The organism is Leptothoe sp. EHU-05/26/07-4 (assembly GCF_043421015.1).
Lineage (GTDB): Bacteria > Cyanobacteriota > Cyanobacteriia > Phormidesmidales > Phormidesmidaceae > Leptothoe > Leptothoe turfae.
In genome coordinates, this window is sequence record NZ_JAXSQV010000009.1 from 185,659 (window position 1) to 210,522 (window position 24,864).

Genomic DNA, 24,864 nt, shown 5'->3' on the forward strand with positions numbered 1-24,864 from the left:
CCTTATTTGAAACAACCCGCAGGACGAAACACCCCATCTAGCGTGGGTATCTCCCTGTGATAGAAATTTTACCCAAACTAATCCCCTTTATATTGGTTACACTAAAAATACGACTAAAAATAATCTGCTGAATGTGAGTTATCATGAACCTTGAAATTAAAGCGTTTTGTCGATTCCTCGATTTTTGATGGCAGATGGCACGACGCTTTGGTAGACTTTTGTCTCTTTACCTTTGCTGGTCCAGTGCTGACCTGCGTAGTCGAGGGGGCTACCATCGCTATCGTATTGTTCAAGTGCCTTTTCTGTCGCCAGTTGACCCGCTATATTCAACACCTCTTGAATCTCATCCTCACTGGTTAACATCGAACTGCTAAAGGGGATGGTTACCTGTATCGTGACACTATTAGCATCACTACTGACAATAGATGCTGGCATGCTGCGCGCTCCGACGACAATGGCATTACCTTAGTCTATCGTTACTGAAAATTACATCCTGGCGAGGTCATACCCCTTGTCTAGCTCCCTGAAACACCGGTTGAGCCTCTCATTTATATGCAAGACATTTGGTCAGTAATGCTGTTTAAGCTTTGAGTTAGAAACTGTAACAGAAGTGATTGCGCAGTATGAATGAAAAAGTGATCGCCTGGAATCATTTGCATGGAAAAAGCTGCACTGGTTTGCTTTTTCCATGCTTCCAGCATCTCACAGCTCATAACTGGATCTTGCAAACCACCAAAAGCTGTTATTGGACACTTTAACGGAAATTCTGGCTGATAAGTGTAGGTTGTAAAAACCGCAAAATCTGATCTGAGAGCTGGTAAGAGTAATTGCATTAACTCTTTATTAACAAGTGCTGCTTCTGGTGTTCCATGTAGACGACGCAAGTTCTCTATAAATTCAGCATCCGGTAATGTATGAATAGGAGGAACTGAGAAGGGCAATTGAGGGGCGCAGTGACCAGAAACAAACAAATGCGTCGGAGTGTAAGCACCGATTTTGCGAAGGCAACGGGTTAGTTCAAAGCAAACCAGCGCGCCCAGACTATGCCCAAGAAAGACAAAGGGTTTATCAAGATAGGGAAGCAGAGACTGTACAAGCTCTTTAACTAGAAGGGACATTTGAGTAAAGGGAGTCTCCTTTATCCTCATCCCTCTTCCAGGTAGTTCAATGGGGCAGACTTCTATCGTGGTAGGCAACTGCTCTGACCAGTTACGAAAGCTCAAAGCGCTACCGCCAGCGTAGGGAAAGCAAAATAGTCGTAAACTAGCCAAAGTATTAGGGTTGGGACAAGTTACCCAGGAATTTTTAGGAACGAGCATTATGGTTGTCTATCTCATCAACTATGCATAATTAAAAACACTAGACTACTAAAGGTTAACAAAGTCTGTAAGTCTTTATCTCGTCAAACATTTTGAATCTTTTACTGTAGATTCTTCGCTCTCCTTAATGGCTACCTAATGTAGTAGCAGGAGTCAAATTCTCAATTTTTTCCGAGATGCCAGCCACAGTAGGTGACTCATAAATGATGACTAAGGGTAACTCCAGCTCAAACGCTTTGCGCATCTGAGCAATAATTCGTGTGGCAAGCAAAGAGTCTCCACCTAACTCAAAGAAATTATCATAAATCCCTATCTTGTCTACTTGGAGAATTTCTTGCCAAATAGCAACAATGAGTTTCTCATTCTTGGTTCGGGGCGATACATAATCTGTTCTTAACTGTGGACGCCGCCCTCTACCTTGAATGTTAGGTAGGGCAGAACGGTCTAATTTACCATTAGGAGTTAAAGGAAACTTATCCAGTAATATAAACGCAGAAGGGAGCATGTAATTGGGCAACTTTTCTTGTAGGAAGTTGCGCAACTCAACAGACTTAAACCGCCTTACTGAAGATGGACCTCTAGACATTAGAACATCAAGTCCTATAAAATCAGCCACACAACCAGGTTGATTCAAAACTACACTTTCTTCAAATTCGTTAGCGGCGAATAACGTCTGCCACTGTTCTCTAGACAAAAGAGCATGCTTTGTACGTAATTTCTCATCCTCGAATACATCAAACCCTTGCTGAAGTCCCAAATGTAGATCAAATGACCGGTGAAACTTAGTTTCTTCTATTAATAGAAGCAATCCATTGGGAGCCAGCAGAGAACGAACATGCTGCAACGTTTTCTCTAAATCACGGGTAGTATGTAGAACACTTGCTGCGATAACGACATCAAAACTATTAGATTCATACCCCTGAATATGGGGATCTTTCTCCAAGTCTAACAGGCCGTAGCTAATGAAGGGGTAATCAGCAAAACTTTCTTTGGCTCTCTGGAGAAAAAAGTTAGAGATGTCTGTGAAAACGTAGGTGGTTTGATCTGGAGGCAGAAGCGGCAGTAAATGTAACGTACAGGAACCGTAACCTGCACCAACTTCTAATATACGTAGTTGCTTTTGCGGTCCTAGATTTTGCACCAAAACTTTAGCTAGTTCGCTAGCTATGGCATGACAGTAGGCAAATCTTTTCTGATAGCCATCCACGGCAAGTTTTTCATTAGCATATAATTCTCCAGAGTGTATTTTTTCGGTGAGAATGTTTGGTAAAATCTCAGCTGCACTGATATCGAGGAAATCAACCCATACTTTTGTAAACTCATTGCTTTGAGATAGTTCTGACTGAACTTCTGGTGATAACTCTTCAGAAACAAGTGTTGGTAAGCCAATGATACTTTCGTAGACCTCACCTTGTTGTTGTATCCATCCTTCCGCAATCAATACATTCAAAGCTCTAAGTACCCATCTACGGTAGCGGGGCGCAATCTGACACTTGGATATCAAATCATCTAAACTATATTTCTCTCCAGCTGAATTATAAGCGCCTAGCTTTCTTAGTGCCCTGCATACTGAGATGGCATATAAATGATCTTGATACTTCCATAGATGCGAAAATATTTTCGCATCTACATGCCAAAGATCATGCTGAGCTTTTTGGAGACCTGCTTGTACTAAAGATTCCCATAATTTATGAGAATCTGAGGGGTTTTTGCTTTCTACTTCAAAGAGATTAGGTCTTTTATCTGATTCTGGAACTACATAGGCTACTAATTGTTTATCCTCTCTCGATTCTCCAACTGCCGCGACTAACGCTTCTTTAACAGCCGTATGTTGTTGTAAATTTGTCTCAATCTCTCCCAATTCAATCCGGTGACCTTTGATTTTGACTTGAAAATCTTCACGCCCAAGAAATTCAATATTCCCATCCGGTAGATATCGACCCAAGTCACCTGTTTTATATAAGCGTTCCTTGGTTTGAGGATGAATTATAAAACTGGCATTGGTCTTTTCCTCATTTTGCCAATATCCCTTAGCCAGACCAATGCCGCCAATGTAAAGTTGTCCAGGAACCCACAGAGGGCATAACTCGAGGGCGTCATTAAATACATACATGCTCTGGTTAGCCATGGGGCGACCGTAAGGGATACTTTTCCACGTTGGGTCAACCTGTTCAATCGGGTAGAGAATTGACCAAATAGATGCCTCAGTCGCACCTCCTAAACTAACCAGTTGTATATCTTCACAAATGTCTTTAATCTGTTTTGGTAAGTTCAAGGGCAGCCAGTCTCCACTCAACATTACTAGCCGCAAAGATTTAGATAATAAGTCGGGACAATCTGCTGCATACTCCATTAGCATCTGCATTAAAGCCGGTACCGAGTTCCAGATGCTTACCTGCTGTTGCGCCATTAGTTTTATCCAGTGAGCTGGATCTTTTGTCGCATCAGCATCGGGGATGACAATTGTTCCTCCAGCAGCTAAGGTGCCGAAGATGTCATATACCGAAAGGTCGAAACTTAAAGATGAAAGAGCAAATACATGGTCTTGAGATGTTACATTAAAACGCTGGTTAATATCCAAAATAGTATTGACAGCACCTCTGTGGTCAATCATTACCCCTTTGGGTTTCCCAGTGGAGCCAGAGGTATAGATGACATAAGCTAAATCAGACGATTTCTGTATGGGTTCTAAAGGACCTATGGAACTAGGAGGTCTTGTTGTGTAATCTATACAGAGACGTTTGATGTTGTCTGGCCATTCTAAGGAAGCATCTAGCTTTGGTTGAGTGATGACCCATTGAACGTTTGCTTCCCGTAACAGATGTTGCCTCCGCTCAGTTGGAAGTGCGGGATCGATCGGCACATATGCGGCACCAGAAGCGTGGATACCCAAGACAGCGACGACTTGCTCCCAGCCTTTTTCCATGACAACTGCTATGAGCTGATTGGATCGAGTGCCTAGCTGTCGTAGGTGATGGCCTAACTGATTGGTGCGATCGCTTAGTTCCTGGTAGGTTAAAGTACGATCAGAGGTAATCACAGCTGCTTTTTGTCGATGCAAAGCTACTTGGTTAAAAAATAAGGTATGGAGCAGAGTATCTTCTGGAATGGCTATCTCAGTAGCATTAATATCTGTTAGTTGTTTAAGCTGCGTTGGGGGCAACAGCTGCCGTTTGGGTTCTTGCCAAAGGTCATCCTCGTCTGCTAAGCGACTAAGGAATTCACAATAGGCCGCAAACATATCATCCAAAAAATTAGGAGGAAAGAGATTCTTGATGGCATCCCAATTAACAATAAATGCACCGTCGTCTTCAACCGCCTGGTGATCTAGATAAACCTGAGGCGTTTGACTCAGACTGTAGACAATTTCTCCCATTTCCTCGTTACTAGGCGATGGGGGAAGATCTGTTGTTTGAGTTAAGCTCCCCATAAATGCTTCGGTATCAATACTATCATTGCCTAAAGTGCTGGTATACACTACCGGCATAAGTGCTGCTGAAGGCCGTTTTTGCAACTTGGCTATTTCTCTCAGCACTTCTAAACCACTGACATAACGATGATCGATATCGTTCCAAAGTTGCTTTTGAATCCGTTGAGCTCGGACTTCAAAGGAACTCTGGGCAGAGTTATCTACAGCTAGCAATGCTAACGATGTGAAGTCACCCACGATTTTATTAACTTGAGGATGTAGTGGAAACCGCTTGAATAGGGTTACATTGATTGTAAAGCGTGGATCTTTACTCCAAGCGGTAAGAATTTCAGCAAATGCTGCCAATACGACGACGGAAGGGGTTAAATTCGCTTTATAGCCCCTTCGTTTGAGGCGGTTCCAAGTGTCAGCTTCAAAACGTTTACTATAGTGTACAAATCGGGGGCGGTCAATTGTGGCTAAACTTTTAGCAAGGGGTAGTTGCGGAGCTGCAGGTAAGGTATGGAGTCGGTCTCGCCAATATGCTAGTGAGCGTTGATAGAGCGTAGATTTTCGTAGAGAAATTTCTGCTAAGACATAGTCTCGGAATGATAACTCTAGGGGAGTGAGAGAACTTTCTGGGTGATGAATTAGCTGAATGAAGTCTCGCTTTAGAATATCGAAGCTCCAGGCATCAGAAATCATCAGATCAATACTGGAATATAGACGGGTCTTCGATTTACTTAATTTGACAGCGCGAAATTCGAAGAGCGGATATTGATCAATGGGCAGTACTTGATGCGACATGCGGTCACGAATTCGCATCAAATGCGAATTCCTGGTATCTGGGTCACTCTCACTTAAGTCTAAAACTTCTATCTTATAAGCAGGAACCTCTTCTATAATCTGTTGCCTTCCGTCTGGCAAGACAATTGCTCGCATCATTTCATGATGATTAATGATGCGATTTAGTATATTTTCAAATCTCTTCAAATCTAAGTTGATAATATCTACTTCGGCATAAGCATGGGTAGAGATATTACTTAACTCAAATGCATCGTTACGACCGAGCCAGTAAGCCTGCTGAACATCATTGAGAGGAAAAGGCTGATATCGAGAGCTTTCATTGGGAACAATCGTAGGTAGTGATTGAGAGCCAGAACTTATGCTTTCAACAGCACTAAACTTATCCATAAAGGCTAGGACTTCTACTTTCCGCTCAGCTAGCTGAGTACGAAGAGTCGATGTCAAGGTTCCTTTGGGAGCATTACAGTGCAAGTAATCACCCTTACGCTGGAGCCGTATACCTAGATCCTTTAGGTAAGAAACGAATTCCTCTGTAGATTGTTTCACGACTCTATTTCCTTACGATTAACAAAATATCAAATCCTTGGAAGAAACTTTTAGCGCTTGACTGGCCAAATGCTAAAATCCCGGCATTATGTTTTGCCAAATTATCAAAATGGAGCATACTGAGCTAGAAGCTAAGAAAATGCCACTAAATTGGAGGTTATTTTAGAAAATACATGATTTAATCCTCTAATTAGACCACTTTATGCATAGTTAAGCCGAAATTTGAAGAAATCACTAATCGTAAAGTCAAATGGCCTATTGCTTTTAGCTAAAAATATCTGTGACCAGAATGCGAAAGCTAAGAGACTAAGGTTAAAGCGTTGGGATTTGAGTAGGTCAAAATAATTCTGTGAGGTGTCTCCTATTCCCATCGCCCTAAATAACCAACTGGCTGAATTCAGCGTAGATATGATATTACGTGCTGCTTCATTTGGAGAAATCAAGCCTTTTTCCACCTTTTCCATTTCGGCAATAGCTTTTGAAACATAACCATTTCCCCATGGACTGATTTGTGTATCTAGATCTTCTAAATACTTGATATCAGTAAGCTGCGATAATGATCGTGGCTTATAACCCTTTGTAAAAAGATCAATCTGCGAAAAGCCAAGTTTCCAAACAGGCATTAAATGTTGCATAAGCCAAACACGAAGCCATGCATTCATCAGATTGAAGTCTCTAAATGAAATATATGTACAGTGAGCGATCATGTCATTATAGTTGAAAATTTTCTCCTGCAAACTTGCTAACGAAAGAAAGTTCTGTGAGGAAAAGTCTTTTTCAGAAACTGCTTGTAAAATTAGTGCAGCAAGTGGATTGATCGTCAAGAAAGTTTGCGATAGTCCAACTGAAAATATCGGGTCAACAAACCCTGATGAATGTGGAAGGATATAAAACCTTTCTCCTACACAAGTTCTAGACGAATATTGGATGCGATCAGTAGATGTCCATCTTTGGACAGTTTGAGCCGACTCAAATTGAGATGCGATAGATGGGAATCGCATTATAAACTGTTGAAATTCTTGCTCTGGAGCAAGACCGTTTTTCGGCAAGTAGCGACTATTAAAGTTAACGCCTACACTACACACCGGATTGGTCGATTGCTCATGATTGTCAAATGGAATGACCCACATCCAACCTTCTTTGAATATATGATGCGTTGTTCCTCTTTTCCAAGGGATGTCACTTTTTTTTCCATTAGATTCCCGAATTGCTTCATCAGTACCCTTAACATTAATCATATGGGTAAATAGGCTTCTCGAATGGGTTTTGAAGCGTGTAGGATACTCTCTGAGGTTAAATTTTCGAGCGAGTATGGAGTTGTATCCACTAGCGTCAACTAAATAGTCTGCAGTAAATGATTCGCCATTCTTGGCTATAATTCTGACACTATGTTGACTAATCTCTAAATCAACTACATTTATATTTTCTAATAGCTTTGCTCCATAGCTGACAGAAGCTTTCACCAAATAGTGGTCAACTTCCTGACGGAATAAGTGACTGCTGTCGCCTGTTCCCCACTGTATTCTTTCATGGGAGGACTGTTCTTCTCCTTCATGATGGTATAGAAAACCGAATATTCGCTTATGTCCACAGGCAGAGGTGGAAAGATGTTCCTTAATATTTTGAAATGAACTTAAGTGTTCAAATTCAGGAATAGAATAGTTACGACTGAGTAATTTAAGAAGAAGTTCTGTGTGAGTTGTTAGTGATTCCCCAATTGCATATCTAGGATGGCTTTTTTTATCGACCATCAAAACATTTAAATTATGTTTTGCCAATATCGTGGCTAGTGTAGCCCCCCCTACTCCAGAACCCAGGATAATGACATCAAACTGATTTTTATGCGCATTATTCATTGCTATTCTTCCTGCTTTATTAAGCAAATTATGGGCTGCTAATCAGGCTACAAACTGTGGTGATCTTTGTCTTTGAGGTTGCCGTAGATTGGTTATCTTCACCTGAATCCCATTAGCAGGCGTCAAAAAAGTTCCTGCGACATGGTACCGCTCTGGCCGTCGATTAACAAGTGTCCATTCATAGTGAGAAACTAGTGTGGCTAACACCAGCTTTATTTCATATTCAGCTAATGGTTGAGCGATACACCCACGCTCGCCACCGCCAAATGGTAGAAATTCATAGTAGGAGAATTTTCTTTCTAAAAATCGCTCTGGCCTAAACTTTTTAGGTTCTGGATATAGGTCTTCACGCTGATGAACTAGATAGATGCAGCAGTCTAGGATTGTATTTGGATTTAATTGATAACCCATTAGTTCGACAGGAGTTTGAACTAACCTTGGTGATGTAAATGGAATAATTGGTGAAATTCGCATTGTTTCATTGCACACAGCTGTGAGATAAGGCAACTTAGCAACGACAACTGGATCTGGATCCTCACCCAAACCATCTAGTTCTTGTCGTAATTTTTCAAGTATATTGGGATGCGTATGCAACCAGTACATAGCCCAGGCAATAGCGATGGCAGTCGGTTCTTGCCCGGCAGAAAAGAGAAAGCGCAAATCATCACACAACTCATCATCTGTCATCGATTCACCTGTCTCATCTCGAGCTGAAACCAGCAAACTCAGAATGTCAGTTCGAGTGGAGTCATTTTGCTGACGACACTTTCTAATTTCATCGTATATTAACTCATCAAGCTGTTGCTTTAAGTATAGGAATTGCCCCCATGGACTCCATCGCCCTAAATCTTTTCTCAGACTAGGGAAAGTTATCAAGAATGGAACTAAAGGATTTTTAGAGTATCCTTTATAAGCTAGATAGCGCTGTCTTAGCCGTTGACGCAATCCTGGTTGATGCAAACCAAGAACAGTCTCTAGAATGACTTGAAGCGAAATTTCTTGTAGCGCTAAATAAATTGAAAAGCCTTGATTTGGAGGATGTCTGCTGATGATTTTTCGAGTGATCTCACAGATGGATTGACCATAGGTATACAATCGTTTGCCGTGAAATGGAGGCAATAAAAGTTTGCGTCGGTGTTGATGGCGTACATCATTAACCACGAACAATGAATTGTCTCCTACAAATGGAGCCATGGCTTGATGTAGTTCACCCGGTGACGTAATCTCTTTAGGTCGCGTAAAAATCTGCTGAATTGCCTTTGGGTGAGTGACCACTACGACAGCTCTAGACTCTGCAATCGATAAACTGCCTGATAGTGTAAAGATATCTCCATGACGTTTAGCTGTTTTGTCTAGAAATCCAATTGGATCAATGATATATTTCATCATCTGTAGCCAATGGGGGGTTTTAGAGCCTGCTAGTTCCATGTGTCAAAATAGATTTCAAAATTACCGAGTACCTAAAAAGATGAAAAACCTACGTATTCAATTGTTGAGTCTTTGCTAGACCAATGCTTAACTACATAATCTTGACTTCAGAGTATGTATAAGATAAGACTTCAATCGATTTTATAAATCAATCTCTTCTCGATCGTCTGCTGCTTGATCTGTAGTTTCAGATTGCAGTTGCTTAGCCGTCTGAATGTTATTAATATGGTTTGCCATGCCAGCAACTGTAGGGGATTCAAATAGACTGCTCGATGGTAAATCTACTTGAAATGTTTCACGAATTTGAGCCATCACCTGAATTGAGATTAAAGAGTCTCCGCCCAACTCAAAGTAGTTATCATGAATACCTACCAGGTCAATGCCAATAATTGTTTGCCATATATCTGCGAGCATCTTTTCCGTCGCATGTCTGGGAGGGACATAAGCATTTTCTAGTTCAGGTCTTGCATGATGTGATTGATCATTATTTCCTTTGATGAGATTTGCTTCTTCTCGTAGCGACTCCCATCTTGTCCAATAATCAACTCTAGGTTGTAGCTCCCTCGTTGAGACAATAATCTGATTAAGTTGACTCCAGGCTAAAACATGCTGGAAAATCTTTATGTCTTCTTCAGGAAGAATTGTCTGCTCTGAACTTGTTTCAACCAATGGTATAGCTTTACTTTCTGGTAAAACAGGTTTTCGCCCATCCCAATTGACACTGAGCCAAGGCGTAGGGAACGCTTGATTATGCTGATGTGCAAAGGCATCCATAAAAAGATTAGCCGCAGCGTAGGCCGCATGGCCAAGTCCACCGAAAAGTGAGGCTAATGAAGAAATTAGCAGACAAAAATCAAGGGATTTAGAGCCCAGGAGCTCTTGTAATATAAATAGCCCATCTATCTTGCCTTGAAACTGTAGCTTACAGTCTGCCGGAGTAATATCTTGAATCGGCTTAAAGAGCTGGGCTGCACCTAATACAACAGCATGAATCACCCCATTAAGTGCGCCAAACTTCTGCTCCGTTTGACTTAAAGCAGCCTGCATTTGTTCGAAATTAGAAATATCTGCCTGCAGGATTAGAATTTCTGCTCCTAAAGACTCAAATTCCTGTATTTTTCGAATCTGGCAGCTAATCTTATCAGATTCCTCATGGGAAGAGAGCCATGCTGACCACTGTTCTCTATTGGGAAATGACGAACGCCCTGTCAAAATTAATTTTGCCTGAACCGTACGGGCCAGGTATTCTGCCAGTATTAGTCCTAGGCTGCCAAGCCCACCAACAATTAGGTAAACGCCTGATTGTTTTAGCGGTAATTCTTCAGTAGGTCGTGCTTTTAAGGTTATCGGTTCAACCGTCTGAACCCATCGTTGCAGACCTCGATAAGCAACTATTAGCTCAGCTGGAGGTGCAAGGATTTCAGCACAGAGCTGATGAATTAACTTTTTTGATTGCCAGTTACTAGTCGTAGTAAGACTAATGTCAATGCTACGACAACGGATGTAATCATATTCCTGGGGGATGACTTTTAGTAAGCCAAGTATTGTTGTTTTTTCTGGATAATATATCGATTCCTCTTCTGTGACAGACTGCATATTATTGGACAGGACTGTCAATTGCAATTCCTGGCTCCAATTTTGTTTGCCAAGGGTTTGAACCAGGAAAAGCAAACTATAAAATCCCTGGGATTGAATCTGATCAAATTGATCAGGACTCGAATGGGGTTGACTTAGGGATGTAATTGTCCAACCATGGACAATATGATTAGGGACAATTCCTTTCTCCTGTAGCGATTCAAAAAGTTGGGAATAATCGCTTTTTTGCTCTGGATTAAGTGTGTAGCTATGCCGAACTGAACCATCCGATAAAGCTTTTTGTTGATGACCAAATATCTCTGAAATCTGAACCGTAATGACAGTTTGTTTCTGTTGTTGTAATTGCTCAGCAATAGACATGCCTACAGCTTCGTTAATGAAGACTAACCAACAATCAGAATGATCAGTGTACGACGTTGATTGTAGTGAAAATGGCGGTAAGGAACGCTTCCATTGAGGTAGATAGAACCAGTCAGCCACATCAGGCTTTTGTTCTAGGTTTTGCTTAGGTGACTGACTACCAAGCTGATTGTTGTCTGTAGCAAGGGCCGATGGGAGGGATGGTGCTGTTGTTTTAGTTGCTTTTGCCAGAATAATACTGTGACCAAATGCACTATCCTTAGGGAAAACGGCCACATCAGTAAAGGCGTTATTTTTGAGTGCTTGCTGCCATTCCTGACTGGATAGAAATGGATTGCCCAATGTGCGATCGCTTTTCTGATCTTTAAAGGGCTTCATTAACAGCCCCCAAGTTACCTCAAAGTTCAGTTGTGGTTGAGTGATCTCCCACAGTAAAAGGAATCCACCTGGAGCTACCAAAGAACGCACATTTCCCAGCGTCTCACCAATATTTTGAGTAGCATGCAGGACGTTAGCGGCAATCACGATATCGAACTCATGCAATGGAAACCCTTGAGTCTTGGGAGACTGTTCAATATCAAGCAATTGATACTGAATAAACGGATAATCAGCAAATTTTTGTTGTGCCTGTGTCAAGAACGCACCCCCAATATCGGTGAAAGTATATTGAGTCCGCTCATGGGGCAGCACTGGTAGCAATACTGATGTGGCAATACCCGTTCCTGCCCCAATTTCTAAAATCTTTAGGGTCGTGTCTGATGGTAGGGCCTGCGTCAATTTCTCCAAAATTGATCGCATAATATTCCTGTAGTAATCTTCCCAGGGAGACTTCTGTGTAGCTTTTACATCTTGATTGTGATAGATCAAACGATTAAATAGTTCTAGCGGTTCCTGATCACCTACCAAGATGTGGACTAAATTTTCACCAAAGAGCTGCACAAAATCCACCATCTGTGGTGTCTCTATCCAGCATTCTTGAGCTGTCTTAAGCAGTGTTTCAATAGCTCCATCAGTAGAATTGTTATCGTCTGGCGAGGAAGGTGACTGCTTAAAGGAACTTCCCTCTTGCTGTAACTGTCCTACTCTTACTAAAGCCTTTAACCAACTTTTAACTAGCTGATGGTAGCGAGGCAGAATCTGACAATGTTTGCATAGATCCTCTAAATTATGCTCAGTTTCTAAACGATCAAACGTGCCTAGCTGCCTCAAGGTTGAATTGATGTAGGCAAGACATAAGCGGTCAATCCATACTATATTTTTGGAGTATGTTGCCTCATCCAGGGCAGCTCCTCCAATTTTTGCCTGTTGTTCTCCTGCTTTTAGAAGCGATTGCCACAGGGACTGCGTCGATAAGTCAGGGTTTAATGGAGAACTGGAGGTATCTGTTGCCCCCAACCAATACCGTTGACGCTCAAAGGGATAGGTTGGTAAAGGCAAACGGTGACGATGTTCATGGGCATAAAAACCATGCCAGTCTATTTGAATACCAGCCAACCACAATCGGCCCACTGCATTTAATATAAAACCGATATCAGATTGGGTTCCCTTGGGATGGTGTAATGATGTCAGAACAACTTGCTCAGAGCGTTTAGCTGAATGCTGTTTCAGCAGAGTACTTAAGGTTCGCCCAGGGCCAACTTCAAGGAAAACATGGGCAGATTCTTGCAATATTACGTCTAAACCATCACTAAATCGGACAGTTTGTCTCAAGTGAGAGGCCCAATAATTAGGATCAGTAGCTGCTTCGTCCGTTATCCAATCGCCTGTAACATTTGAAATATAAGAGATTGTAGGTGATTGAAGCTTAAACTTCTGAACCTGTTCCTTAAAGCTATCCAAGATAGGATCCATCATCGGCGAGTGGAATCCATGGGACGTGTGCAGGGGACGACAATTCACGCCTTGAGATGTTAACTGAGCCTGTAAAGCTGAGATGGCTTCTGTTTTACCCGATACCACGCACGTCGACGGCCCATTAACAACGGCCAATGCTAAGTCTTCTCCCAGGAGGGGTATAACATCATTCTCGGGAAGTGGAATAGCTAGCATCTGTCCAGGGGGAAGTTCCTGCATTAACTGCCCTCGCTTTGCCACAATGGCCAGAGCGGCTTCCAACGAAAATACCCCTGCTAGCGTTGCTGCAACGTATTCACCTATGCTATGACCAATCATGGCCGCTGGCCGGATTCCCCAAGCCATCCAAAGCTTTGCAAGTGCATATTCAATAACAAACAGTGCTGGTTGAGCGATTGCTGTTTGGGTTATTTTTTGAGCTGCTGTCTCCGCATGTTCCAGATCGGGGTAAAGGATATGGCGCAGGTCAAGCCCCAGAAGAGGATAAAGATATGTGGCACAGGTATCCACATGTTCTTGGAAGATGGACTCTTGTTGATAGAGTTCACGGGCCATATTGATATATTGAGCCCCTTGTCCCGAGAACATAAAAATTATGGGCCGCTTATGAGGCGTTTGATGCTGCGTCAAGTCATACTCAGGATCTAGCGATTCAAACTGTTTCTGAGCCTGATCTAGGTGCTGACAAATTAAGATTCTGCGGTGCTCGAATGCTTGACGACCAATGCTCAGGGTGTAGGCAACATCCGCTAAGTTCACATCAGGATGCTGGCTCAAATAATTCGCTAGATTAGCTGTTGATTTATCCAGTGCAGATTGCGTTTTAGCAGATATTACCATCAACTGCCAGGGACGAGAAGAACCTGACGGTTGTCGTGATGGTGCTTCTTCAAGAACAATATGTGCATTGGTACCACCAACGCCCAAGGAACTCACGCCAGCTCTTCGGGGTGTCCCATTAGCATGCCACTCTGAGAGGGTGTGGTTGACATAAAATGGGCTATTAGCAAAGTCAATCTTAGGGTTGGGCTGCTCAAAGTTTAAACTGGGCGGAATAGTCTGATTTTCAAGGGCTAATGCTACCTTAATCAGACCAGGCATACCTGCTGCAACCCCTAAATGCCCAACATTACTCTTAACCGAGCCAATGGCACAAAATCCTTTTTGATCCGTGCTTACTCGAAAGACATCTGTGAGAGCAGCAACCTCAATGGGATCCCCCAAGACTGTTCCAGTTCCATGGGCCTCTATGTACGTCACAGTTTTAGGATCAATTTCGGCGATCGCTAATGCATCAGCTATCACAACGGCTTGACCATCAACACTTGGGGCTGAGTATCCTACTTTACTAGCACCATCATTGTTAATAGCTGAGCCTCTGATCACCGCGTGGATATGATCACCGTCCTCTAGGGCATCAGAAAAACGCTTGAGAAGTACAACACCTGCCCCACTGCCGGGAACAGTACCCTGTGCTTTGGCATCAAAAGCCCGACAGTGCCCGTCAGGGGAAAGAATCCCCCCTTCTTGATAAAAGTAGCCTGTTTTCTGGGGTCCCCTCAGATTTATTGCCCCCGCTAACGCCATATCACACTCGCCATTGAGGAGACTTTGCCCTGCCATATGAATAGCCACCAGAGCACTCGAACACGCCGTTTGAACCATCATGCTGGGGCCTTTGAGATTGAGATGGTAAGAAACTAGCGTTGACATATAATTCAGGTCATTACCAAATGAAGCCTCTACCCCACTCATGGTTGGCTGCAACAAACCCTCTTGACCTGTGAATTTCAAATAGTGACTTATATTGCTACCAGCGTATACACCAACACTACCGTCATAATGCTGAGTAGTATAACCCCCATGTTCAAGCGCTTCCCAAGCGCATTCTAAAAATATGCGATGCTCTGGGCTGGTTAATTCAGCTTGCCTGGCATTTAAGTTAAAAAATGAAGCATCAAACCATTCAACATCTTCGAGACAAGGATCTGCCTTCACGTAATTTGGCTCATTCACCCAAGCCTGGTTCTTGCCTAAATGATTATGTTCTTGGTCTGAGAAAAAATAAATCGACTCTATCCCATCAGATAGATTTTGCCAAAACTGCTTAGGACTATCAGCTCCTGGAAAACGACAGGACATGCCAATGATGGCAATAGTTTCTAAGGCCTCTCTATCTGCACTAGTTCCAACCATAATTTGTCTCGCTTCATTTCATGTACTCAGTCTTCTTTAAGCAGTAGGGGGGACTTACAGAGTCCGTCGCCGTCGTTTCTTAAGCTTTTCTTTGCGACTCTCGGCACGACTTAGCTGTTTATAATTTGACCGAAAATTGCTAGTGTTCTCACTAAAATACTTATCCAAATCATTAATCGTTGGATGCCTAAATATTTCAGTAATGGGAATATCTTTTTTGAAAACCTCCTTGATTTTATTATGGATTTGAACAATTTGGATTGAATTTCCTCCGAGATCAAAGAAATTATCATAAATACCAACCTTTTCTATTTGTAGAACCTGCTTCAGAATGTCGGCTAAAGTATGCTCTGTCTCAGTAGTCGGTGAAACACTCTTTGCTTTTGATGTGGGTACAATATCTGCCGCCGGGAGTGCTTTTCGATCAATCTTTCCATTCGGAGTTAATGGAAACTTATCTAAAAGACAAAATGCTGGAGGAACCATATATTCTGGCAGTTTTTTACGTAAAAATTCCTGTATTGAATCAACAAACAATCTGCGCTGATTTTCTAATGGCGTGTTCTCTTCTTGGCAAATGATATAGGCAATTAATTGCTTGCTCTTTTCATCGACATCTTTAGCTAAAACAAGCGCTGTTTCAATCGCTGGATGTGAACTGAGTACAGATTCAATTTCACCGAGTTCAATTCGATGACCATTAATTTTGACTTGAAAATCTTCTCGCCCAAGAAATTCAATAGTGCCGTCAGGCAAACAGCGCCCTAAATCACCTGTTTTATACAATTTTTCCTGAGTTTGAGGATGGGTGATAAAGCTTGCTTTTGTTTTATTGTCATCCTGCCAATATCCTTTTGCTATGCCAATGCCACCAATGTAAAGTTGTCCTGTAACCCAAGTTGGGCAAGCTTCTAGCGTTTTATTTAGGACATAAATTTTTTGATTGGCCATGGGACGACCATAGGGAATGCTCTTCCAGTTTGGATCAACTTGATCGATAGGGTAAAAAATAGACCAAATTGAAGCTTCTGTTGCTCCACCTAAGCTGACTAGCTTGATATTCTGACATAGTGACCGAATCTGGTCTGGTAAAGACAGAGGAATCCAATCACCACTCATTAGAGCCAATCGCAAAGATTGTGGAAACAGTGATGTAAACCCGACTGAATATTCTACTAACATTTGCATCAAGGCTGGAACTGAATTCCAAACGGTCACTTGCTGTTGGACCATCAATTCTGTCCAATGAGCTGGATTCTTTATCTCATCAGGATCAGGAATAACAATGGTTCCACCAGCGGCTAGCGTTCCAAAGATGTCAAATACGGATAAGTCAAAACTTAGGGATGAAAGTGCAAATATACGATCAGAAGAGGTGATCTTAAAGCGTTGATTAATATCGAGGATGGTATTAACAGCACCCTGATGATCAATCATGACGCCTTTGGGTAAGCCAGTGGAGCCAGAGGTGTAAATAACATATGCCAGGTCGGATGTGCTTTGTACACACTGCACTTTGCTGGCAACTTGAGGCAAGCTATCGTCTATGGAGAGACGTTTGACCGTTTCAGGCCAGTTTAGAGTATTATCGAGTCGCGATTGAGTTAATACCCATTGAACTTTGGTTTCCTTTAAAAGATAATGCTGGCGCTCAGTTGGCAGCTTGGGATCAATTGGCACGTATGCTGCACCAGATGCCAGGATACCCAAAGCTGCAACCACCTGTTCCCAGCCCTTCTCCATAACAATGGCAACCAGTTGGTTGGGCTGAACACCTTGTTGATATAAGTATTGAGCGATGTAAGCAGCTCGCTCACTTACCTCTTGATATGTAAGTATACGTTGGGATGTGGCGATAGCAGTATGACTTGGAAACGTTTCAGCTTTTTCAAAAAACAATGTATGTAATAAAACATTTTTCGAAAAAGAAACATTAGTTGCATTGATAATAGCCTGCTGTTGAGCAGATTTGGAAAGATTACGAATAGGGACTTTCCAAAGATCCTCAGAAACAGCCAATTGTTGAAGAAATAGATTATAAGAAGAGAACATTTCATCTAGTAGTGCCGGAGGAAAAACCTCTTCAACGGCATCCCAGATATAGAATAATCCTTCGTCAAGTTCGGCAATTTGATGATCTAAATAAACCTGAGCAGTTTGGGTTATATTGTAAACGTGCTCCCCTAACCAACCCATTGTCAACGCTTTTGCTTTGGTTGCATCATTTGTTACCCGTTCACTAATTAGCGCACTAGTGAAAACAACTGGCATGAAAGCCTTTGACGAATTTTTCTGCATGTGGGCCAGTTCCCGTAAGACGTAGACGCCTCCTACGTCTTTATGATCCAGATCTTGCCAAAGCTGTTTTTGAATGCGCCTTGCCCGGTTTGTAAAAGACTCTTGTCCAGAATTATCGATGGCTAATAGTGTCAATGACGTGAAGTCGCCTACGATCTGATTGACTTGAGGATGTAGTGGCAGACGATTAAACAGGGTTAAGTTAATCGTAAATTTGGGATTTTTACTCCAAACTGTCAGAACTTCAGCAAAGGCAGATAGCAATAATCCCGAAGGGGTCAGGCCAATGCTTTTAGCCTGCTGCTTGAGGTGATTCCAAGCAGCATTGTCTAAATGACCACTGCGGCGTGCAAATTGGGGATGTTTAATTTGGGCAGGTTGTTTAGCTATCGGTAGCTCAGGGGAGGGTGGTAAAGTAAGAAGACGATCCTGCCAATACGTTAGCGAGCGACTATAGGATTCTGAATTTTTCAGGGAAATTTTCTTTAGTACATAGTCTCGAAATGAGAGTTCTAAGGGGGGTAAAGGATATTCTGGCGTTTGCATCAGTTGGGCTAACTCGCGACTAACAATTGTCCAACTTCGCCCATCGCCAATCAAGATTTCGAAGCTAAGATAGAGCCTTATCCGATTGCCGTCCAGGCGAGCAGCCTGAACTTCAAACAGGGGATACTGATCTACAGATAATACTTGATGAGATAATTGTTCCCGAAGGTTTAGTAATTGAGTCTCAACTTGCTCAGGACTATGGGTCCTCAAATCTAAAACTTTTATTTTATAAGGGGGGACTCTTTCTAAAATTTGCTGCTGTCCATTGGGAAGAATAATAGTGCGTAGCATCCCATGCCGCTCAACTATTTTCTGCCAGGCATTTTCGAAGCGATTTAAATCTAAATCAATAGTATCTACTTCCAGATATCCATGGGTGGATACGTTCCCCAATTCAAAGGCACTATTACGTCCAATCCAGTAAGCTTGTTGAACATCTGTCAAAGGAAACGGTTGATAACGCTGACTAGGATCAACTGTAATTTGAGAAAGCTCATCAGTCGTTAACTTGTTTTCATCACCAGACAGATTCTTGCCCCGCAACCGTCTTTCAAGCAGGGCTAGTTTAGTCGGCGAAAGATCCGATTTTTGTTTAAGAATTTGTTCTTTACTAGTATTATGCATCGTTAATACTTTTATCCATCAAGAGTTGATTGAAAGGGCAAAATCTAAGTTTTACAGGGCTGATTTGACTTCCTCCTCTGTAAGTGATGCAAGTTCTTCAATGATCATCTTTTCGATTAGTAATTCGAGTTCTGAAATGGAAGGTGCCTCGAATAGCAGACGAAGAGATAAGTCAACTTCAAATACTTCGTTGATTTGGGAAATTAATTTAATCCCAATGAGTGAATCGCCCCCTAGATAAAAGAAATTATCATGAATACCGATAGGCTCAAAGCCTAAAACTGTTTTGAAGATATCAGCCAATTTATGCTCCAGATCGGTTTCTGGAGCAACATAAGCAGTCTTTAGATTGGGTCGCGTATGCTGAGTTAATGTATTTACAGCTTGCGCAGCATCTTCCTTTGAAGACTCAGGGTTTCCCCACTTGTTGATCATCTCCTTTAAGTTTCCTGGAGAGATCAATACTTGATTTAAGTTTTCCCAGAGAAGAATGCGTTCCAATGCCTCGATTCCTTCTTGTGGCATCAGACCGAGGTCACCCCAATTTTGAGCTAAAAACTGACGCGAGGCTTCTGCCTCACCTATTTTCCAAAATCCCCAATTTGTTGTTATCCAGGGGATAGAAGACCGTTGATTGTGCCAATGTGTAAATGTATCTACAAAGAACATTGCTGCTGTGTAGTCAATTGTACCTCGGCCGCCCAAAACAGAAGATAAAGAGGACATTAGCAAACAGAAATCTAAATCCTTATCTTGTAAAATTTCGCTTAGCACCCAAGTTCCGTAGACTTTGGGCCGGAAGTTTTGCTCGAATTGATTTTGGTTAATGCCTGCTTCGATGAGAGATAAGCCACCTTCGGAGGTATTGAGACCAGCTACATGAATGACGCCATTGATCGGACCAAATGCTTGTTCAGCCTGGGTTAAAGCGACTTGCATTTGCTGAAGGTTGGCGACATCGGCTTGAATCGATAATACGTTGGCTCCTAATGCTTCTAATGACTGTATCTTATGAATTTTACGGCTGATGATATCATCTTCATCTTCATGGGCTGCCAACCATTCAGCCCATTCTTCCCTGGCTGGTAAGGCTGAGCGACCCGTCAGAATCAACTTGGCTTGCACAGTTTGTGCTAAGTGTTCTGCTATTAGCGACCCAAGATATCCCAGTCCACCGATGATCAAATAAACGCCGTGATGCCTGAAGCGAGTTTGCCCATCCTCAATGCTCTTTAGAGGTGTCTCCTTTAAAATTGGTAGCCAACGGTGACGCTCTCGATAGGCAACTATAGTTTCCATGCTTGGGGTGGTAATCTCTTGCAATAGTTGAGAAACGCGCTCTGCAACTATTGGCTGATTATTTTCTGGTAAGTCAATATCAATGAGGCGACAGCCAATATCCTCATATTCTTGAGGAATAACCTTGATGGCGGCAAGGAGAGGTGCTTGTTCTGGCTGTAGTTTTTCGTCTCCATTGACCAACTGTATCTGGTTAGAGATCACCGTTAGCTGTAAAGGATTAGAGTGATTAGTCTGCTTACCCATGACTTGGGCAATGCACATTAAGCTATAAAGTCCGAAATGCTGCACTGCCTGAAAGTTCTCAATCGCTAACGTTAGCGGCTGTTCAGATGAAGTGATGCTCCAAAGATGTAGAACTTTTGTGGGTGTTAAATTAGCCTGTTGGAGAGCCTGGAATAGAGAGCTGTAGTCGTTTAGCTGATTTGGATTGAGTGTATAGCTGTAATGATGTTTGCCTTCTGCATCTGTAGTCTGCGGACAGTCAAAGTAATCGCCAACCTTAACCATCACAACATCATGGCCTGATTCTTGGAGCGATTGTCCTAACTGAACTCCTAAGCCATAGTCATCCGCAAATACAAGCCAGCATTCTGGATCGACAGCTGATTTTGTCGCGATCGCAGGTCGCAATAATGATGAGCGTGTCCAAGCAGGAATATAAAACCAATCAGCAATATCCGATTTTCTACCCAGTGGATTAAACGTGTTTTGAGCAGTAGTTGTAGACGTTGTCGTAAAAGCATCGGGCGTACTAGATGTGCTAGGTGAGTCTGCTTGGGCAACAAATATTTGTTGCCCAAATACTTCGGTTGCAGAGAATGCCTCCACCTCAACAAATCCATGGCGCTTTAGTGCAGCCTGCCATTGCTCTTTTGACACAAAGGGATTACCCATGTTGCGATCGTTATCGTTCTCATCAACCGGATTCATCAACAGAGCATCAGCAATATCAAAATTAAGCTGAGGTTGAGTAAATTCCCAGATAACAAGGATGCCCCCAGGTGCCAATAAAGATCGAACATTCTCAAGAGCTTTCTCTAAATTGCGGGCCACATGGAGAACATTTGAGCCGATGATAACGTCAAAATGATGTAATGAATATCCTTGCTCTTGCGAAGGCTGGTCGATGTCTAGGAAATCATATTCAACAAATGAGTAATCCTTAAACTTCTCTTGTGCTTGAGTCAAGAATAAACGACCAACATCAGTAAATGTATAGCTGGTTTGTTTTGGTGGTAATACTGGTAGTAATTCAGCTGTTGTGATGCCAGCACCACCTCCAACTTCTAGAATTTTAAGCTCTGTTTGAGGCGTCAATGATTTTATCAACTGAGCTAAAATAGCGCGGATAATTGATTTATAATAATAAACCTCTGGAAGCTTTAAGCTATACTCATCTTGGATTTGGTTAACTAATTTTGAGAGAATATCCCAAGGTTCTTTTTGTCCTGTTAAGACTGTTGCTAAATTTTCACCGCAGTTTTCGACAAGCTCTACAAAGTTTAGATTCTTTGCCCATTTTGCTTTGACATCAGCCAGATGATTCTGAATGGTGTTCCTTGAGCAAGGAGCAAGATGAGTGAAATAGTTATCCTCCTGCTCTAACTGGCCAGATTCTAATAATATCGCCAGCCAACGCTCTAATAGTTGATGATAACGAGGAATTGTGTGGCTTTGTTCCACTAAATCTGCCATCGTATATCGACTTTTTGCGTCCAGGAAAGTGCCTAATTGTCTAAACGCCATATTGATGTAAGCAACACAGAGCTGATCCAAGGCTTGTTTATTAGCTATGTGGGTGGACTCATCCACAGTAGCTAATCCATTCTTTGCCTGTATTTGACCAGCTTGTACTAGTAATGTCCATCTGTCTGATGCGGACAAGAGTAATTGAGGGGATGCTACTGCTTGAGGTTCAACCCAATATCGCTGGCGTTCAAAAGGATATGTTGGCAAAGGAAGCCGATGGCGACGTTCATTGCTGTAGAAGCTTAACCAATCGATTTCGATGCCTGACAGCCAAAGCTGTCCAAGGTTGTTTAGTAAGAACGCAGTATCGGATTGCCGATCGTATGCATGACGTAATGAAGATAAGATGTCGGTTACTTGATTTTTCTGCGTACCTAAACATTGCAATGCCAAGCTACTTAATGTTTGTCCTGGTCCAACCTCTAATAACACCGAGTGTTGCTGTTGATGTAATACCGTAACACCATCTGCAAACCGGACGGGTTGACAAAGATGTTGGACCCAATAATTGGGATCGGTTGCTTGTTCGGCAGTAATCCAGTTTCCGGTTAGGTTTGATATATAAGGAATTTGAGGCGTATTGAGCTTAATATTCCTAAATATTTCAGTGAAAGAGGGGACAATTGACTCCATCATATGGGAGTGGAAAGCATGGGATGTTGCTAGCCGACGACAGGCGATACCTTGGCTCATTATTTGCTCTGCCAATGCATCAATGGCTTCGGTTTCACCAGCGACAACGCAGGCTGAAGATCCGTTAATAGCGGATAAAGAAATCTTTTCACTGAGTAGTGGATGAACCTTTTGCTCTGGAAGTGGAACAGCCAGCATTGCTCCGTTCGGCAAATCTTGAATCAACCGGGCTCGTTTCGCTACTAAGGTCAGAGCGTCTTCTAAGGACAAAACGCCAGATAAACAAGCAGCAACATATTCACCAATGCTATATCCCATCATCGCCGTAGGATTGATGCCCCATGATTGCCATAGGGCTGACAACGCATATTCAATGACAAAAACTGCCGGCTGGGTAAGATAGGTTTGATTTAAAGTCTGGGTAGCTTCATCAGGTTTCTCTTCCCCTCGCCCCAGCATCTGACGGAGATTAATACCAGACTGAGATGATGATACGTTTACCGGTGGTTCAGGATCTTTAGATGTATCCATCTCTTGATTTCGATTGGGATAGATCACATCTCTCAAGTCAAGTTGAAGGAGAGGCTTGAGGTAGTCACAACAGCGATCAATTTGTTCCCGAAAAGCTTCTTCAGATTGATATAAATCCCATCCCATATTGATGTATTGGGATCCTAAGCCTGTAAACATGAAGGCAATAGTTGCCTCATCAGCCTGGTTGTTATCTGAGATGCTGCTGTATATCCGTTGAGGATTTTGAAATGCACTGAGCGCATCTTCAACATCATGACAAAGCACCATGCGGCGGTAATCAAAGACTCGACGCCCCATTTGAAGTGTGTAGGCAGCATCGGCTAAATTCACATCAGGGTTCTGTTTTAGGAAGTCGGTGAAATTGGCCGTCATCGTCTCCAGGGCAGAACTGGTCTTGGCAGACAGCATAACTAATTGCCATGGACGAGATGAGCTAGACGTTTCCATCAATGGCGCTTCTTCTAACACCACATGGGCATTGGTGCCGCCAATACCAAATGAATTTACACCTGCCCGTCGAGGTGTGTTATTGGTTTCCCATTCTGAAAGCTGAGCATTAACCTTAAAATTGCTGTTCGTAAAGTCAATCTGTGGATTAGGCTGCTTAAAATGTAAGCTGGGGGGAATTAATTTATGTTTGAGTGCCAAGGCTGTTTTGATTAACCCTGCCGCCCCTGCAGCAACATCCAAATGCCCTACATTTGTTTTGACGGAGCCAATCGCACAAGGCTGATTGTCTTTAGAACATCCAGCAAAGGCTTGAGTCAAAGCAGCAATCTCAATTGAATCACCTAAATGCGTTCCACTACCATGGGCTTCTACATAGGTGATTGTTTCAGGGGCAGCTTGGGCAATGGCCTGTGCTTCTCTGATGACATTTGCTTGGCCATCGACACCCGGTGCTGTAAAACCGACTTTTAGCGAGCCATCATTATTGACTGCAGACCCCTTAATAACAGCATGAATATAGTCACCATCGGCAAGGGCATCCTCTAAGCGCTTAAGGAGAACTAAACCGACGCCATTGCCACCGATAGCACCCTTTGCTTCAGCATCAAAAGCACGACAATGGCCATCCGGTGATAGGACAAGACCTTCCTGATAAAGATAGCCTGTTATCTGAGGGACACGAACCGTAACCCCCCCAGCTAATGCCATATCACACTCACCATTGAGCAAGCTTTGACATGCTAAATGGGCCGCCACTAGCGAGGTCGAACAGGCTGTTTGAACATTAACGCTTGGACCTTTTAGATTTAAGTGATAGGAGGTACGGGTGGGTAAAAAGTCTTTATTGCCACTTATCATTAATTGAAAGATGCTAGCAGAGTCTGAGGTATCAACAGTGGGATACAGATTATTTAGCAAATAGGTGTTGGTGCTAGATCCAGCGTAGATACCAATGGCACCTGAATAGTTCTCAGAACTATAGCCAGCATTCTCTAACGTTGCCCAGGCTTGTTCCAAAAAGAGACGATGTTGCGGATCCATCCTTTCTGCTTCTCTGGCACTGGTGTCAAAGAAAAAAGCATCAAACCATTCAACATCTGACAAAATGCTATTAGCTTTAACATAATTTGGATGATTGACTAGCTTTGCATCCACTCCAGCGTCTATTAATTCTTGAGTATCAAATCGAGAAATAGATTCTATGCCATGGCACAAATTATGCCAGAATGCTTCAATATTAGGTGCGCCTGGAAATCGACAGGACATGCCGATAATAGCAATTTCGGAACCATTAAAGTTTGATGACTGGACTGGATTCATTGAATAACCTCCTTTGGAAATAAATAGCTAATCT

The 24,864-nt window shown here is 42.5% G+C and carries 7 protein-coding genes and 1 pseudogene; all 8 read right to left on the bottom strand.

All coding sequences use genetic code 11. From position 1 onward, the window contains the following. Positions 1–204: 204 nt before the first annotated feature. Positions 205–435, bottom strand: a pseudogene (locus U2F10_RS35240) (ISKra4 family transposase); the annotation flags it as partial. 113 nt (positions 436–548) lie between these two features. After that, the gene (locus tag U2F10_RS35245) at positions 549–1,319 is read right to left on the bottom strand and encodes a thioesterase II family protein (RefSeq protein WP_163697781.1); all 771 of its coding nucleotides are present in this window, start codon (positions 1,317–1,319) and stop codon (positions 549–551) included. Between the two features lie 124 nt (positions 1,320–1,443). Further along, positions 1,444–6,081, bottom strand: coding sequence for an amino acid adenylation domain-containing protein (locus U2F10_RS35250; RefSeq protein WP_499874795.1), 4,638 nt, complete (start codon positions 6,079–6,081; stop codon positions 1,444–1,446). A 200-nt stretch (positions 6,082–6,281) separates the two neighbouring features. After that, the gene (locus U2F10_RS35255; protein ID WP_163659756.1) at positions 6,282–7,937 is read right to left on the bottom strand and encodes an NAD(P)/FAD-dependent oxidoreductase; all 1,656 of its coding nucleotides are present in this window, start codon (positions 7,935–7,937) and stop codon (positions 6,282–6,284) included. Positions 7,938–7,979: 42 nt separating this feature from the next. After that, positions 7,980–9,365, bottom strand: coding sequence for a cytochrome P450 (locus U2F10_RS35260; protein ID WP_163659758.1), 1,386 nt, complete (start codon positions 9,363–9,365; stop codon positions 7,980–7,982). 141 nt (positions 9,366–9,506) lie between these two features. Next, entirely contained in the window at positions 9,507–15,371 is a 5,865-nt protein-coding gene (locus tag U2F10_RS35265; RefSeq protein ID WP_163659760.1) for a type I polyketide synthase, read from the bottom strand. A gap of 54 nt (positions 15,372–15,425) precedes the next feature. Continuing rightward, the gene (locus U2F10_RS35270; protein WP_499874796.1) at positions 15,426–18,842 is read right to left on the bottom strand and encodes a non-ribosomal peptide synthetase; all 3,417 of its coding nucleotides are present in this window, start codon (positions 18,840–18,842) and stop codon (positions 15,426–15,428) included. A 51-nt stretch (positions 18,843–18,893) separates the two neighbouring features. Further along, a complete protein-coding gene (locus U2F10_RS35275; protein WP_499874797.1) occupies positions 18,894–24,830 on the bottom strand; it encodes an SDR family NAD(P)-dependent oxidoreductase in 5,937 nt (1,978 codons plus the stop codon). Between the last annotated feature and the right edge of the window lie 34 nt (positions 24,831–24,864).